Source organism: Streptomyces arenae (assembly GCF_022343545.1).
In the GTDB taxonomy this organism is placed as follows: domain Bacteria; phylum Actinomycetota; class Actinomycetes; order Streptomycetales; family Streptomycetaceae; genus Streptomyces; species Streptomyces humi.
In genome coordinates, this window is record NZ_JAKQYH010000002.1 from 109,677 (window position 1) to 124,936 (window position 15,260).

Genomic DNA, 15,260 nt, shown 5'->3' on the forward strand with positions numbered 1-15,260 from the left:
CCGGCTTGTGTCGTCATCCGCTGCCGTCCTCGTCCGGATCGGGCGGGTCGTCGCCGCCCGGGCCTGCTGCTTCGCCGTCGGGCTCGGGGCCTTCGGCGGCCAGGAGCAGCGCGAGGTAGTCCGCGTCTCCGCCCCAGGGGGCATCGCGGTGGCGGGCCCGGTGCTGGCCGTTGCGGCACGCGCCGAGCCAGAACCGGCCCATCCGCTCCACGGCCCGGGCGAGGGCGTCTTGCCACAGGTACGGCGCCGACCCCCCGTCCTCCCCGCCGGCGTAGGCCGACTCGTGGGAGGTCCACAGCGCTGTGAGTTCCTCGACGACCGCGCCGTGCTTCCACCAGCACTGCCTGGGCAGCTGGTCCGTGGTCATCTCGTACCGGTCGGCGGCCCAGATCACCCAGTGGACGAATTGAGGCCAGAGCGCGGCGCGTTCCTCGGCGTCGAGTTCGTGCCACCGCACCGGGGCACCGACCGGGCGTTTCTGTTCGCCGTCGGCGTCCCCGCTGCCGAATCCTCCGGCTTCCAGCTGCTCCTCCAGCAGCTTGACGCGCTCGCTGAGGAGCACCTGCTCGGCGTTGATGTTGGTGAGTTCGGCGAAGATGTCATCGAAGCCGCTAGCCATGGCCGCCGCCCGCCTTCTCCAGCCGGACGCGGTCAGCGACCATCTCGTGCGCCTTGCGGGTGGCTTCCTTGATCTCAGCCGCCCGCGGCCCTTCGTGGGCACGAATGAACGTGACGAGCGTGGCGGGGGTGCGGCGGTGGAACACCATCCCGCCGCGCTCCGGGATCATCCGGATCGTGGCAGGCTCCACCACCGCACGGCGGCGCACCGACGTGGACACCGAGACCCGGTCCCCGTCATCGGAGACGGTCTCCACGTCCTCGTCGAATTCACCAGCGAGAGAGCTGTAGGATTTCAATTCTTCGGGGTCGCTGATTCCGCCCAGGAATACCTTCACCGTGCCGCTGGCGAACATCTTCCGCACGCCCAGGGCGCCCCAGCGCTCCTCCGCTTGGGCGTAGCCCTGAAGAACCGCCATGATGAAAATGTTCTGCGAGCCGCTGACACTCATCAGGCTCGGAATTTCCGGCAGTGGCGCCACGTTGGCCAATTCGTCCAGGAAGCAGCCGAGCGGAATCGGAAGGCGCCCGTTAGGGCTGCGGGCGGCAACCCTCTTGGCGGTGTCGAACATCGCCTTGGCGAAAGCGGCATTCAGCGGTGCCAGGGCGGAGCCCTCTTCGTCCTCGCCGATCAGGAACAGCGTTCCGGACTGTCGGAGGTAGGTTTCGATGTCGAAGACGTCCACGTCCCCTCGGGGGGCGAAGATCTCGGCGACCTTCTCGTCGTAGAGCGCGATGAATGACTGCTCTGCGGTCCTCCAGGTGGCGGATCGTTCTTCCTCGGCCGCGGCGTGCTGGCCGGCGAGTGCGGCGGCGAGCAGGTGCTTGCCCTTCGCTGCCAGAAGGTCGACGGCCTCGCGGTTGTCGGGGTCCGTCGCCCAGGCCAGCACGTCGAGGACGGGCCGGTTGTGGAGGGCTGCGGCATGCAGCCAGCAGGTAATAAGGGTCTTCGCGTTGAGCGCGAAATACCCGCCATTCTTTGTCCCCTCTTCGCTTTTTGTGGTCGCCGCGAGGGTTTCGGCACGCTTGCGCGCTACCTGGTATTCCTCGCAGCCTGCGGTCAGCGGCCAGCGCAGCTGATTTGGCCAGCCGGACAGTCCTGTCGGGTCCAGAACCCAGACGGGGCCGTGTTCCTGCCGCAGAAGTGCGGTGTTGTATAGGACGTCTGTCTTGCTGCTGGTGGCGAGGACCGTTCCGCGGAATTCGAGGGTCTCGGGAAGGATGATCTGGGAGGTCTTTCCCTCGCGCGGCGGGGCGACCAGGATCATCGATTCCTCGATCGTGATCCAGAGATGGATCTCCGAGGGGTCTGCGCTGCCGATGTAGACGGCGACGTCGCGGATGGTGATGGCTTTGGGGTTCTGCTCGGCGAGTGTGGGACGCAGCGATCCGGCACGAGCCACGGCCTGTTGCTCACCCATGGCCTTCTCCAGCTGCGCCCGGGTCGCCATCCCGTCGGCGCCGTCAACGCCGCGGTGCTCCCACCACCAGTACGTCTTCCAAGTCCCCGAGGTTGCCGTGGCAAGCAGCAGGAGGAAAGCGGGCCAGAACACGAGCGGGCCGGCTACGCCCGCACTCGGCGGCCAGGCAGCTGCAGGGTCGCCGGGGTGACGGAATACAGCAACGATCGCATGGCCTGCGGAGTCCCAGCTGACGGCCGCCGGCTGGCCGTGCGCCAGGAGACCCGACAGGAGCGCGGTCAACCACAGCAGCGCGGTGAGCGCGAACGCCACGATCAACGGGAGGATCCACACGGCATCGCGACCCAAGCGCAGGCGAGCCGCGGTCTTCGGGGTAGCCGCTTTCGGCATCATGCCGCAGCCCCCTTGTGGAGGCGTATCATCGGAGCCGACACTTGCGCGCCCTGGCGGTTCCCAGGCTCTCGCTGCCGCTCAGTCATCCTGCGGTTCGTATCCGTCAGCCGGATCTCCAGCGGGGTCCGGATATGTTCCACCAGGTTGATCCGCGAACCCACCTGCCATATGGCACGCCCTGGCGCGCACACGTTGGAGCCGTCCGCCAGCGCCTTGCGCGCCCAGTCGGGAAGCCCCAGGTAGTTGGCGGTGGTCTCGGCCTCGTCCCGGTCCATGTGATAGACGACCCTGGTCGCCGTCAGCTTCAGGATGGCCGCCGCCTCCGGGGCCTGCTCCAGGAGCAGATCCCCGAGGTGGTGCAGGACCGCCCAGAAGGACAACCCCAGGCGCCTGCCGTACCTGACCAGCTCCTCGAACAACCTCGCGACCGGGCGGTGGGAGAGGATGTGCCAGGCCTCCTCGACGATCAAAGTCCTCTTGATCCGGTCAATCGGCTTGATCCATCCGAACCGTAGCCAGGGCCCAATGACCGCCATCAGCAGCGGCATGGCTTCGCCCTCGCGCGGCAACTTCGTCAGATCGAAGATGATCAACCGGGCATCGAGGTCGATGCCCTCGGTCGTCGGACCGTCGAACATGCCCGCCAAGTCACGGCTGGGGTTGCACAGTGAGTCCAGGGCAAGCGCGGCCGGCTGGCCCCACTCCACCAACTCCCCTGGTGTAACCGGCTGTTGTCCGAGAAGAGTCCCCTGCGGGGCGGTCAGACCGTCCAGGACGTCGGAGAGGATCGCCACGCGCTGCTGCTCGCGGGCTGCGGCGATGGCCGTCTTGTGGGCCTCGGCCAGGGCGAACTTGGTCTGCGAGGTGAGGGCGCCGGTGAGGATCTCCATCATGGACACGAGCACCTTGAACTGATGCTCGGCAGGGATGCGGCCGTCCAGCGGGTTGATCCGCACTCCCTCGCCGACGTCGCCCGCACCGTAGACGAGCCGGATCGGCGTGATGCCCAGCTGCCGGGCGATACCGTCCCATTCGCCGGCGCCGTCCTCGCCCTGCGCGTCCAGAATCGCGAAGCTACGGTCACGGAAACGCAGTTGCCGCAACACGTAGGTCTTCTCCAGCGCGGACTTGCCGTAGCCGGACTTGCCCAAGATCAACGCGTGCCCGCTGGCGAGCCGGACGCGCGCCTGCGGGTTGTACAAGATGAAGGGGTCGTAGATGTAGGCCTTGCCGCTGTAGGCCTCCCGGCCGATGATCACGCCACGGGGGTCCATGCTGGCCGCGCCGACCGCCGGGTAAAGGCCGCAGGCGTGGCTGGTGGTCGAGCGGACGGCCCGTCGCCGGGTCTGTGTCTGGCACCGCAGCATCTCCAGCATCGCTACCGCCCTTCCTTCAGCAGTCCGGCGGTGAAGGGCAGGGTGTTGGCGAAGGCCCGGTGGTGCTCGGTGTCGCACCACTCCAGCCGCAGTCCGGCGCGGGTGGCGCCGGCGCGGACCGTGTCGGCGTCCCGGCGCAGGGCGTCCAGCGTGGGTGAGGTGACGGTGATCCAGGCCGCGAGCCGCGTGCCCGCCGCACCGTCGGCGATGTCACGCATGGTGCGTATGGAAGCGCTCTGGGCCTTCTGTTCCCGCGGGTCCTCGATGCGTCCGGCCTTCTTGTCCGCCTGGCCCAGCTCGTTCGTGGCGTCTGCCATGGCTTCGGTGATGGCCTGATCCGTGCTGACGAGGTCCATGACCACGGACACCGACAGGATGATGTCCTGGAGGTAGAGCAGGACGGGCGCTAGGAAGTTGATGCCGACTGGGAGGACGGGAAGTTCCCTCACCCAGGCGGTCATCGAGTACCAGTTGTCCTCGGTGGCCTCCCAACTGCGGGAGGCCATGTACTTCTTGTTGCGGGCGTCGAGGACGGCGGGCCAGCACGTGATTCTGTCCATGCCGGCGGTGTCGTCGATCCAGTGGCTGGGGTCGTAGGCGTGGTGCAGGTAGGAGGCCAGCCCGGCTTCGTCGAGATTGCGGACGTGGCGCAGTTGTCCGCGTCCGAGCGTTCGTATGAAGCTCTCGATCTCCTGCCCGAGCGTGATCGCGTAGCCCTCGTGGAGGGTGTTGTAGCGGCGGGCCTCGGCAACCAGGTCAGCGGTGTAGGGGATGCCCATCACGAGCAGCAGCCGGCGGTCTTCTGCGGTGACTGCGACGCGCCGGATCAGGTCGTCGTACGACTGCTGTAGCCACGTCGGACTGTTTCTGTCACGGCGGTCTGCGGCGTCTCGGGCGTGGGCGTTGGGGTCGGTGGGAATGACCCGGCTGATCCACTGGAGGCGGCAGATCCGCCCGCCGCTGTCGGCCGTGGCTTTCAGCAGGTGCTCGTAGGCCCGGATCAGGGCCTCCTTGTCGGCGGTGTCCAGGCTGCCGAAGTCGCGCTGTCCTTCCACCTCGACCACAGCGGTGAACATCAGCTCGTCTGGCTGCAGCACGATCGCGATCTCACCGAACGCGGTTCGGGCAGTGATCCACTGCATGTTCCGCGGCACGCCGACCGGGACGTCGATGGGGACGCGGCGGCCGTCAGCGTACCGGCCGGCGTACGGTGCCCTGGACCGGTAGAGCAGCGAGCCGTCCCGCAGCAGCTTCTTGTAGGTCCGGTTGATCTCGAACCACCGGACGTAGGTGCGCCCACGGTGCGGCGCCAGAGTGGCCCAGGCACAGGCGCCGGCGATCAGCACGAAGCCGACGATCTTCAGCAGGATGCCGCCGAGGGTCCAGGCAGCGATGAGCCCGCCGACGAACCCGCTTCCCAAGACGAGCTGTTCATCGGCTTCGAACTTGCGGCCAAGCAGGCCGCGCGGCCGCGGCCGCGGGTAGGTGAAGGTGCGAGCCACAATTACTCCTGGACGTGCGTCGGGACGGGCATCAGCGCATCTCCTCCGCCGGCGGCGGCTCCGGCTCCGGCTCCTCCGGAGGCTCAGGCGGCGGCCAGGGCTGCGGGCCCGTCGGATCCACCGGCTCCCCGCCCCCCTCCTCACTGTCCGGGACAGCGGAGTCAGGAGCGCTTCCGGCAGACGGCGCGTCCCCGCCGGAGGCGTGACCACCGCCGCCGTCGGAAGCGACGCCCGCCGTCGACGCCGCGGACGAAACGCCGGAGTCGAGACCGGCGGTTGCCCCATCGACTCCGCGTTCAACGGCCGCTTCCGCCTCGTCGTTGGTCTTGTCAACTCCCGTCTCTGCGGCCCCGGCCACCGCCCCGACACCGGTCGCTGCAGCCGCTCCCTCAGCCGCTCCGGCCTCGGTCGCGCCGTCCCCGCTCAAGGCCTCGCCGTCCGCGGCGTCGGCCTCTCCCTCATCGCCGTCGTCACCGGATCCGCCGCCGTCGCCACCGCCCATACGCGACTTGAGTTCCTTGTAGGAGTCGCCCACCTGGTCACCGGCGTTCTTCGCCCGGCCCTTGAGGTCGTCACGGGCGGCGTACATGTCGCGCACCTCGTCGCCGAACGCCGGAAGGAACTTCGAGAGCTGGAAGGGCATGTAAAAGGCGAGAAACAGCAGCGCCAGGGCGGTGAAGACGGCCGCGAAGGACTGGGCCAGACTCATGTTGGGGTTTTCGGAAGCGAGCGTTCCGGTGGCGAGAGCGATGACCGTGAACGTCACGTACTTTGAGGCGATGACCGCGACCATGACACCGCACCAGCGCTTGGTGTGTCCCCACAGGTCTCGGTCCACCAGGCCGCTGAACACCGTCGGTCCGAAGACGAGTCCGGAGAGGATCAAGGCGTTGCGGACGATGAGCTCCAGCCATACGCCGGCCACCGCCGCCAGTAGTGACAGGCTGAAGAAGATGACGATGATGGCGCCGCCGGGGATCTGCATCAGCGCGAGCATCGCTGTCGTGACGGTGAGCACCATGTCGGCGGCGTCTCCGGCCACGGGCTTGAACATGGCCTCGGCGGCCTCGTCGAAGAGTCGTACGGTGTACGCGACCGCTAGCGGTGCGAAGGCGGAAACCAGGACCGACATCAGCAGAAAGCCGATGGATTCTCCCAGCGCCTGGAGTGGCTGAACTCCTTGAATCGCCCTCTTAGCCACGGCGATCAGCCACAGGATGACCGTCAGCACGGTGGAAGCGGCAAAGGCCATGGTGTAGGTCCGAAGGAACCCCGGATCCTGCCAGTCGATGCGCGTGGTCGATCCGAGTGCCTTCATCATCTGGGTGAAGATGCTGGTCACGGCGTTGTTGAAGAACTGGGCGATGTACCCCAGGGGGTCGCTCGCGAAGTCGATGGCCTCGTTCGTCTTCTCGACGACATTGCAGACCTTGTCGGCGAACGGAATGTTCTTGCAGGACCAGTCGGAGAAGTCGTTCGCCTGGGCCTGGCCCGGGGCGAGCATGATGCTGAGGGTGGCGGTCAGGCCGGTTATCCAGACGAGGCGGGTCCGTACCCGATAATGAGTCTCAGCCGACATACGGGGGCGCATTGAACTCCCGATCTGCCGCGCGGAACTCATCCACGCTGGTGGGGCTGTCGCTGCCTGCATCCAGGGGCGTCGGGCCGTTGACGGAAGTGATCGCGGACAGCTTCCAGTCACCGGACTGCCACTGCAGGGTCAGCGTGTACGTGGTCCACGACGCGGATACCGGCATCGGAGCGTTCTTGTCCGTGACGCCCACGAGTCCGGCCATCCACACGTCGACTGTGGCCACCTGATCGGTATAAGTGGTAACCCGGGTGCCCATCGCCGCGCCACGTGCGACCAGCTCGTCGGCGCTCCCGGCGATGATGCCCAGCGAGGTGAGGACCTGCTGCATACCGATGTCGTCGTTGCGGATCTGCCGCTCCAGCGCCTGGCTGGTCATCATCGCGGTGAGCGTCGCGTGTCGGGCCTTCTCGTCGGTGAAGTAGGCGGCTGATGAGCGCGCCACCTGGTAATTCACCGCGGCCTGTACCGCGCCGGCCTGGTTGTGGGTGTAGCCGACCGGGACACCGTTGACCAACTTCTTCGCTGTGCTCTTGGTGTCCCCTCCCGTGGCGCCTTTCTCCGCTGGTGCATTCTGGCCCTGGCCATCGGATGAGCCGTCGGATCCGGCGCCGCCACCCCCGGAAAGGCTCATGAACACCGCGAGGATGACCAGCGCGAGGAATACCACTCCAGTGATGGCCATTCCCCACCACCAGGGCTTGCCGCCCTGCACTTCGGTCGGCGCCTCATCGATGAGGACTCGGGTACCCCTGCTACGGGGGCTCTGGCCGGCCATTAGATGCCCATCCCGTACACGATCGTGAAGATCGTTCCTATTGAAGCGACGACGAAGGCCCCGACAAGACTGCCTGCGATCTCCTTCTTACCTTTGCTGACTTGGGCGACATCGTGCTGCCCCTCACCGACCTTGAGATGCGCGGCGCCGAGAATCGCGCGTCCCACCAGGACGAGAACGACTCCGGCCATGAGGGCCTGGATCACCGTTCGCCCCGTTGTACCCAGCTTCCCGAACGGGCCCCAATCCGGGGACAGCCCGTTCACGAGGGTGCCGATGTCACCACTCGCCGCAAGCTCCACTAGGTGTTGTGAAACGGGCATCCCCCGACTCCCTTCCCCCCTCGTTGCGCAGGTCGACCCGAAACCGGCCGCGACAGTGAAAGGTACATACACGCAAACTTGACAACAAGCGTTTATTACTAGACAGACCAAAGTGCCCCGTTCCGCGGGCAAGCTCTGAGAGCGCAGCCACCCCCGGGCGACGGCGTGGCCATATGGTTCGCCGAAAGGCGTCCCAAACTCGCACCGAAGCACGTATGCACTGTTCAGGAGCCACTTCTCTCCACACATGCGACGCCTCGGGATGGATAGACAGCACGCCGCCCCTGCCTGTCGCCCCGTGGCCTGCAGCGATTCCCCGACACGAGCCCTCTGCGCGGATGCGGTCGCTTGACAGCCTGAGACAGCTGAAGTGGGTAGCCGTTCTGCGGCGAGTGAGGTTCACTGACCTTGTTTCATAAACACTCGTTTATGTCCGAGGTGGGGATGAATGGTCTCGGCACGGCCGCCATCGGCGTTGCTGCGGCAGGCGTCTCGGTGCTCTCGCTCTGCGTCCTCGCAGTCAGCGGTGCCACGACCCAGGCCAACGCCAACACCTGCCAGAACGGCCTTGAGTCGATCGGAAACGGGGAAAGCGGTGCCGGTGCAGGAGGCGAGAATCCCAAGTTCAGCGGCGAGCAGGAAGCAAGCGGTACCCAGGTGACGGTTCCCCTGCATCCGGAGGGCGCGCAGAACAGCGCCAAGTGGTCCGATCGGCAGGTGCGCAACGCGGCCTCCATCACCAACGTCGCCCGGACCAGGAACTTTTCACCTCGCGCCGCCGTCATCGCCGTGGCGGTCGCCATGCAGGAAAGCACCCTCAACAACCTGCACCACGGCCACGCGGACAGCGTGGGGCTCTTTCAGCAGCGGCCCTCACAGGGCTGGGGGACGGTCAGCGAGCTAACCGACCCGGTCTACGCATCCGGGCAGTTCTACGACCGGCTTGTCAAGGTCGACAACTGGCAGCAGAACTCCCTCGCCAATGTCGCCGCCACGATCCAGCGCCCCGCCGAGAAGTACCGCAACGAGTACGCCAAGTGGGAGTCCGCAGCCGGCTCGCTGGTCGCCAAGACCTGGGGAACCCACGCCGTAACGTCAATCAGCACGGGCTGCAACGACCCAGCCGCCACCGGCGGCAAGGACCCCAAGGCAACATTCAATGTCAAGAACCCTCGCACCGCCGCCCAGGCCATCGCGAGCGCCCGGAATGAAGCAGGTAAGACGGGCTGGTACCGGATGTGCGACAACTTCGTAGCGCAGGCCTACGGTTGGGGCTCATCCGGATCGGCAACGGCCAACGTTCACTGGAACAGCCTCGTTGACGCCGGACTCGCACACCCGGGAGACGCGTCGCCGCCCGCGGGGGCACTGCTGTTCTATGACACAGGCAGCCCGGCTGGGCACGTCGCCCTCAACCTGGGCAACGATCAGGTGGCCAGCAACGATGTAGGCGACGACTACCCACACCAAGGCAAGATCGCCATCGTCTCGCGGAAGGAGCTCACCGACGGCGCTTGGCGCCTGCGGTACCGCGGATGGGCCGAGCCGAACTTCCCAAGCGCTGCCGGAATCAGCACTATCCCCCTCCTCCCGGGCAAGCAGGTGGAATCGCAGTGAGCGACATCTCTCCAGACCCGGTGCAGATCCGGATCACACCCGACGGGACCTGCTTCATAGACGAGGAATACTTCACGCCGCCTCCCGGCGTCCCGCTTAACGACGCCGTCCTGGCGCATCTCCAACTAGAGGCTGCAGCCTTGGAGATGTCGGTCCGGGCGGTGATCCAGGACGAGCAGGCGCAGTACACGACTACGATCCGGGTCGAGACCGACGGCACCAGCAATCCCGTGGCCGGCGAGGCTCATCCCCCTGCCTCGCCAACATATCCGCCGATGCCGCCGCAGCCCAATTCCCTGGACCCCGTGCCGCCGGACCGGCCGTACGAGCCACTACCCGAGCCCTACCGCGGACGGCTCCTTTCGATCTGCGCAACCGCCAACCAGAACCTTTTCGCCGAAGCCGCACGCGATGCAGATCAACTACTCGCAGACCTTTCCGCGAAGTTCGGTCCAAGCCATGTCTTCACCTTGGCAGTCGGCCTCGTCCGTGGTGACATCGCTTGGCTGGACCAGGACTTCCGATACGGCCTGCAGAGTTGGGTCTTCATGGCTCGGGCCTGGCACCGCCACCTCGGACCACAGCACAGCAGCACCCTTCGCGCCGTCGGCAACGCACTCGGCTGCTGGCGTCGGCTTCAACCCGCCGAAGCAGAGGAGACAGCCGCGTACATGATTGCGTTTGTCCGAGACCTATCTGCCTCCACATAGCGAAGCGGGGATCCGTTGTATCAGCTGGCGGATACAGGCAATTTCGGATGGCCAACGGTGCTCTATGTGCCCACACTTGATGCATGAACCCCACACACCTCGGCCGCATCGTTCTCTTCTCCCTCCCGTACGTGCTCATCGTCGCCGGCGTCTTGGCAGCCTCTAAGGCCGGCGGCGCCCCCAGCGTTGCGTGCGAGTCCCTTGGCGTAGCAGCCGTGGGCGCACTCTGGGCCTGGCGCCGTGGCCGACGGAACGGCTTCTGAAAGCTCAGGTTGTGGAGCCTGGGAAAGCGGCCCTTCCTCAGTTCCAGTTGATCGCGCACTGCCGCCGTCGTCAGGTACAGCCTTCCGCTACCTCAGTGGCCCCCTGCGTCAATGCCTCAGTGCCATATGGACACGGCAACAGCGCGGATCGTTACACATGGGTCAGGCTGTAGTGCGGATGAACGCAGTGATCCCCGCCGGGGCGGGGATCACGGAGCGGCCGGTACTGGGTGAGACGGAGGCTGTCGCCAGATCTGTCAGCGGTGTGAGGTCTCGCCGAGCCCGACGCTCAGCAGCACTTCTACGAGCCGCATGGCAGCGTCGGGCTTGCCGAGACCAGCGGCGGCCTGGGCCATCTCGAACCGTCGCTCCGGGGACAGCAGGATCGGTTCCAAGGCCTGCCGCAGCTCTGCCGCGTTGGCCCGCTCCTTCACCAGCGCCACGGCAGCCCCGGCCCGTTCCAGGTGCAGTGCGTTGTGCTCCTGCTCGTCACCGGCTGACGGAACCAGGGGCACCAGGACGGACGGCTTGCCCAGCGCAGTCAGCTCCGAGATCGTTCCCGCCCCGCTGCGCGCGACGACCACCGATGCCAGGGCCAGCACATCGGGCAGCTCACGGCCCACGAAGCCGTCGACCCAGTAGCGGAGCTGCGCCTCGGGATGCAGGGTCTCGGCGTACTGCCTCGACTTCTCCACCCAGTTCGGTCCGCACTGGTGGACGACGTTCGCCACCGACAACAGCCACGGCAGGTTCTCGCGCACCATGTTGTTGATCTGCTCGCTGCCCTGTGCACCGCCGGTCACGTACACAGTCGGCAGGTTCGGGTTGTAGCCGGGCATCCCGAGTGCTGGAACGGCCTTGGTCGCGTCGCCGGTGAAGACGGCGGGACGGACCGGGTTGCCGGTGACGACAGCGGACGCTGCCACGTTGTCCGGGAGCAGCTTCAGGGTGGACTCGGAGGAGACTGCGACGGCGGTCGCGAACCGGGCGAGCGCCCGATTGGCCAGTCCAAGGCGCACCGTCTGTTCGTGGATCACGAGCGGTGTCTTCGTGGCGCGGGCGGCGAAGCCGACCGGCACGGCAACGTATCCGCCCGTCGAAAGGATCACGTCCGCATTGAAGCGCTTGGCGATCGTGCGGGCTTCGATCACTCCCTTGGGGACGCGCCCCATATCGCGCATGTTCTCTGCGTTGATCATCTTCAGCGGGTTGCTGGCCCGGCGGAGCTTGCCGGTGGGTACCGCCTCGAACGGAATGCCCTCGGCGGGCGCTACCCGGGCTTCCAGGCCTTCGGCGGTGCCGACCCACAGCACCTCGGCGACCGCCCCGTGACGGTGGAGGACGGACTGCAACTCGCGGATCGCGGTGAGAGCCGGGTAGGTGTGCCCGCCCGTTCCACCACCTGTCACCATCAGCTTGAAGGGGCGGCGAAAGGTGGCGAAACGGGCGGCGAGCTCATTGACGGTCACGGGGTGACAGCATCCGATCGTGAGGGCTCCGCGTCCGACGAGCCGTAGCCGGCGGACGTACGAACCTCCCGGACGATATCAGGCATTCTGACCTTGGTCAGAAGCCATCCGATTCCGGCCGCCGTGGCGCCCATCTGGCCCACGTAGGTGCGCAGCGTGGACCGCTGCCGGTCGGTGAGGACGAAGTGCCGGTCGATCCGCGCGGACAGGCGATACCGGCGCATGTCCGGTGACTCCGCTCCGGCGCGGGCGTCGTCCAGCAGGAGGTCGATGTCGAAGGCAGCGACCTGCGATAGTTCGGCGGGCGGGTCGGCCATGAACACCTGCGACAGCTTCAACCGGTGGTAGGCCGCGCCCTCGCGCACCACCCGCGCGACGAGCGAGGCACCTCCCTTGGCGACGCCGGCACGCCGCAGCACGGCCAGAGCCGCCCGTTCGGCGACGTCCGCCAGGTCTTCCAGGGCCTCGGAGATCATCCGCATGCGGTAGGTATAGAGCAGGTTGTTGCCCAGGTCCCCGCTGATGTACCGGTCCACGTTGGCCGCGGCGTAGCGCATGAGGTCCTCGCGGTTGTCCCACAGCTGCTCGTCGGTCTCCCATAGGAAGTCGTCGAGGACCGTCTCCATCTGTGGGCCGTGCCACTGGGACAGGCACTCCTCCAGCCACGTCATCGGCTCGATTCTGTGTGCACGCAGTACCGCCACGATCGTGCCGAACACGCCGCCGTTGTACAGGGAGGAGACGAGCAGGTCCATGACCCGGCACTCGCGGTACTCGTCGTAAGACAGGTTCGGCAGCTCGACGCACACCTCGTCGAGCTCGGCAGTGCGGACCTCCTTGCCGAGGACGGTGTACTTGCCGAAGCAGCGAGGCATGACCCGCCACTTCGTGCCCAGGCCCCACTTCTCGCGGTAGGCGCGGGCGTACATCTCGCTGCTGGGCAGCAGCGTGAGCTGGAACATGTTCAGCCGGTCGAAGCGGGCGGCCATCAGCCCCCGGAGGCTGTCGAAGTGCTTCTTTTTGGAGTCGTTGGGCAGCGCCAGGATGACTTCGCTATACGAGGGGGTGCCGGCCTGTGCCGATTGGAGAGCGATCTCCATCATCTTTTCGGTGCTGATGTTCTTACGGTGAACGGCAGCCAGGACGTTGGGGTCGAGAGACTGCACTGACCCGGACAGGCTGATCGTGCCGGGAACCTGGGCGACGGCGTCCAGCACGCGCTCGCGCTGGTTCTTGCCGGTGGTCACGTTGACGACGCGTGGCCAGCCGTACCGCTTCTGGCACTCGGCGATGACCTGGCAGGTGTGCTTGTCCTCCGGGAACATCCCGAAGTTGCTGTCAGTGATCAGCAGTTCGTTGCGGGACGTGCCTGCGCGGACGAGGGGCGCCATCTTGGCGCCGATGTAGTGCAGTTCGGCTTCGACCTCGTCGCGCGGCCGTTTGGCGACCTTGCTGAAGTAGCCCTGTCCCTCGGTGCAGAAGTCGCAGGCGAACGGGCAGCCGCGGGTGGTGGTGATGGTTGGGACGCCTCCGCGTTCGAAGAAGGTGTCCAGGAGGCCGGCCAGGTAGGGCGAGGGCACTTCGGCCAGATCGTGGATGCGCTTGCGTGGGCGGGGCGTGAAGACCTCGCGCCGGTCCGCGGTCAGGGAGTGCACGCCGGGGATGGTGTCCCGCACCGTGGCCGCCGGCTTGCTGTTCAGGTGCAGCAGCAGGTCGGCGAACGCGATCTCGCCCTCGCCGTCGATGTAGAAGTCCGTGGCGCCGGCCAGCCGCTGGTGCCAGAAGGTCACCTGGTCGGCCCGCAGGATCGGGTAGTGCGGGCCGCCCATGACGACGACCGTACGCGGGCACTGCTCCTTGATGACCCGGGCGAACGCGATCGAGACATGGGCGTTCCAGATGTAGTGCGAGAACCCGATAACGTCCGGGGCGCCCTCGTTCTCCAGCGCCGTGGCCAGGTCCTCGGGGAACTTGAAGATCCGCGGGGTGTGCTGGACGTCCATGACGGTGCCCACGTGGGTCGCCAGCCCGGCGACCGCCTGGGGCATCGTCTCGGCCGACACAGCCTGCTGCGTGTACGTCAGGTCGCACAGCCAGACCCTGAGCTTGAATGCCGGCCGCTTCTCGGGGACGCGCGGGGACGCCGCCGCGGCGAGCGGCATCCCCAGGTCGATGGCCGTCATCAGCAGGCAGCCTTCGCGGAGCGCAGGAACATCTGCCAGAGCAGACGCCGGTATTCCTCGGGTACGTACTCCTGTTCGGGTCCGAGGGGCTCGCGGCCGTGCACACACAGGTGCTGGTTCACGATGATCAGGTCGCCGCTGTCGAGACGGAACCGCTGCTGTTCGGCGATCAGCTCGCGCTCCAGGGCACGGGCGGCGCTGGTGTGCGGGTCGGACAGGTCCATGTCCGGCAGCATTTTCGCGGTGAACCGCACGAACCCCTCGGCCAGCGGGAGCCCGTCCAGGACGGGGAACGGGTTGTAGTCGTCTCCAACACCGGTGAGCGCATAGAACGCGCCGTCGGCGTAGACCGCTTCGGCGAGCAGCGCTCGCTCGTCGTCGCTGAGTCGCTCCACGGCTCGGCGGAGCTGGGAGACGAGGCTGTACCCCTGGCCGCGCGGGTCGGGGCGCACACACAGCAGGGCGCTGTAGTCCGGCGGCTGAGTGGCGTTGACCACGTCGATGTGCAGCGGGTTGTAGCCGGACCCGGTGGCGCGCATCGGGTCGATGGCCAGGTTCGTGCCGATGGGTTTCCACAGCGGCCACTTGTCGAAGGCCCGCAGCGGCGTCGCGAGCCAGGACAGGATGACGGTCGCGGCCTTCTGCGCGTCGTCGATCCCGTAGTAGTCGAAGAGGGGGGCGATTTCGAGGACGGCGAAGCCATCTCCGTGCTCGTTGTCGAGAAGGTCACGCAGGCGCTTCAAGACGGCCTGCGCCTCGCCCGAATCGGCGCGCACTCCGTCGTACTGCTCGGCTACTGAGGAGTCCAGGAGTCCGTCTTTCAGCTCGGCCGCCGGCAGATCGCCGATGCGCTTGCCGAAGAGGTCGATGAGCGGGTCGGGAAGGGTGACGCGAAATGCGTCGGTCGCTGTAGCCATACTGGTTGTCTCCAATGCCTTCTGTGCTCGCGGAGTGGATGGAGGCCCGGCGCGCTAGGGGCAAGCCCCAGGGGAGGAAGCGGGTGGAGCCGCTTGTCT

At 66.8% G+C, this 15,260-nt stretch carries 12 protein-coding genes; 2 read left to right on the top strand and 10 right to left on the bottom strand.

Features of this window, described 5'->3' with window-relative positions:
* Positions 1 to 13: 13 nt before the first annotated feature.
* The 7 genes from MB828_RS00570 to MB828_RS00600 form a co-directional block, all read right to left on the bottom strand.
* The gene (locus MB828_RS00570; RefSeq protein WP_301646439.1) at positions 14 to 619 is read right to left on the bottom strand and encodes a hypothetical protein; all 606 of its coding nucleotides are present in this window, start codon (positions 617 to 619) and stop codon (positions 14 to 16) included.
* A complete protein-coding gene (locus MB828_RS00575; RefSeq protein ID WP_301646440.1) occupies positions 612 to 2,432 on the bottom strand; it encodes a type IV secretory system conjugative DNA transfer family protein in 1,821 nt (606 codons plus the stop codon). The genes MB828_RS00570 and MB828_RS00575 overlap by 8 nt, the downstream gene beginning before the upstream one ends.
* Positions 2,429 to 3,808, bottom strand: a complete 1,380-nt coding sequence (locus MB828_RS00580) for an ATP/GTP-binding protein (protein ID WP_301646441.1) — start codon at positions 3,806 to 3,808, stop codon at positions 2,429 to 2,431. The genes MB828_RS00575 and MB828_RS00580 overlap by 4 nt, the downstream gene beginning before the upstream one ends.
* Positions 3,809 to 3,810: 2 nt before the next feature.
* Positions 3,811 to 5,310, bottom strand: a complete 1,500-nt coding sequence (locus MB828_RS00585) for an SCO6880 family protein (protein ID WP_301646442.1) — start codon at positions 5,308 to 5,310, stop codon at positions 3,811 to 3,813.
* Between the two features lie 31 nt (positions 5,311 to 5,341).
* Entirely contained in the window at positions 5,342 to 6,889 is a 1,548-nt protein-coding gene (locus tag MB828_RS00590; RefSeq protein WP_301646443.1) for a hypothetical protein, read from the bottom strand.
* On the bottom strand, positions 6,879 to 7,586 hold the full coding sequence (locus MB828_RS00595) for a hypothetical protein (protein ID WP_301646444.1): 708 nt from the start codon (positions 7,584 to 7,586) through the stop codon (positions 6,879 to 6,881). The genes MB828_RS00590 and MB828_RS00595 overlap by 11 nt, the downstream gene beginning before the upstream one ends.
* Before the next feature lie 92 nt (positions 7,587 to 7,678).
* Entirely contained in the window at positions 7,679 to 8,002 is a 324-nt protein-coding gene (locus MB828_RS00600) for a hypothetical protein (RefSeq protein WP_301646445.1), read from the bottom strand.
* Between the two features lie 429 nt (positions 8,003 to 8,431).
* Here MB828_RS00600 and MB828_RS00605 point away from each other — a divergent pair, with 429 nt between their 5' ends.
* On the top strand, positions 8,432 to 9,619 hold the full coding sequence (locus MB828_RS00605; protein ID WP_301646446.1) for a hypothetical protein: 1,188 nt from the start codon (positions 8,432 to 8,434) through the stop codon (positions 9,617 to 9,619).
* Positions 9,616 to 10,329: a hypothetical protein gene (locus MB828_RS00610; protein ID WP_301646447.1), complete on the top strand. Its 714-nt coding sequence runs from the start codon at positions 9,616 to 9,618 to the stop codon at positions 10,327 to 10,329. The genes MB828_RS00605 and MB828_RS00610 overlap by 4 nt, the downstream gene beginning before the upstream one ends.
* 520 nt (positions 10,330 to 10,849) lie before the next feature.
* Here MB828_RS00610 and MB828_RS00615 read toward each other — a convergent pair.
* Genes MB828_RS00615 through MB828_RS00625 form a run of 3 tightly spaced genes read right to left on the bottom strand, consistent with a single transcriptional unit; the run spans position 10,850 to position 15,161 of the window.
* A complete protein-coding gene (locus tag MB828_RS00615; protein WP_301646448.1) occupies positions 10,850 to 12,061 on the bottom strand; it encodes a UDP-N-acetylglucosamine--N-acetylmuramyl-(pentapeptide) pyrophosphoryl-undecaprenol N-acetylglucosamine transferase in 1,212 nt (403 codons plus the stop codon).
* The gene (locus MB828_RS00620) at positions 12,058 to 14,244 is read right to left on the bottom strand and encodes a B12-binding domain-containing radical SAM protein (protein ID WP_301646449.1); all 2,187 of its coding nucleotides are present in this window, start codon (positions 14,242 to 14,244) and stop codon (positions 12,058 to 12,060) included. The genes MB828_RS00615 and MB828_RS00620 overlap by 4 nt, the downstream gene beginning before the upstream one ends.
* The gene (locus tag MB828_RS00625) at positions 14,244 to 15,161 is read right to left on the bottom strand and encodes a TauD/TfdA family dioxygenase (RefSeq protein WP_301646450.1); all 918 of its coding nucleotides are present in this window, start codon (positions 15,159 to 15,161) and stop codon (positions 14,244 to 14,246) included. Before MB828_RS00625 ends, MB828_RS00620 begins: the two co-directional genes overlap by 1 nt.
* Positions 15,162 to 15,260 lie beyond the last annotated feature (99 nt).

Bases quoted from the DNA above. Each gene is read 5' to 3' on its own strand.
- MB828_RS00595 (WP_301646444.1), bottom strand. From the start codon at position 7,586: ATGGCCATCACTGGAGTGGTATTCCTCGCGCTGGTCATCCTCGCGGTG.
- MB828_RS00580 (WP_301646441.1), bottom strand. From the start codon at position 3,808: ATGCTGGAGATGCTGCGGTGCCAGACACAGACCCGGCGACGGGCCGTC.
- MB828_RS00620 (WP_301646449.1), bottom strand. From the start codon at position 14,244: ATGACGGCCATCGACCTGGGGATGCCGCTCGCCGCGGCGGCGTCCCCG.
- MB828_RS00600 (WP_301646445.1), bottom strand. From the start codon at position 8,002: ATGCCCGTTTCACAACACCTAGTGGAGCTTGCGGCGAGTGGTGACATC.
- MB828_RS00605 (WP_301646446.1), top strand. From the start codon at position 8,432: ATGTCCGAGGTGGGGATGAATGGTCTCGGCACGGCCGCCATCGGCGTT.
- MB828_RS00625 (WP_301646450.1), bottom strand. From the start codon at position 15,161: ATGGCTACAGCGACCGACGCATTTCGCGTCACCCTTCCCGACCCGCTC.
- MB828_RS00570 (WP_301646439.1), bottom strand. From the start codon at position 619: ATGGCTAGCGGCTTCGATGACATCTTCGCCGAACTCACCAACATCAAC.
- MB828_RS00590 (WP_301646443.1), bottom strand. From the start codon at position 6,889: ATGTCGGCTGAGACTCATTATCGGGTACGGACCCGCCTCGTCTGGATA.
- MB828_RS00575 (WP_301646440.1), bottom strand. From the start codon at position 2,432: ATGATGCCGAAAGCGGCTACCCCGAAGACCGCGGCTCGCCTGCGCTTG.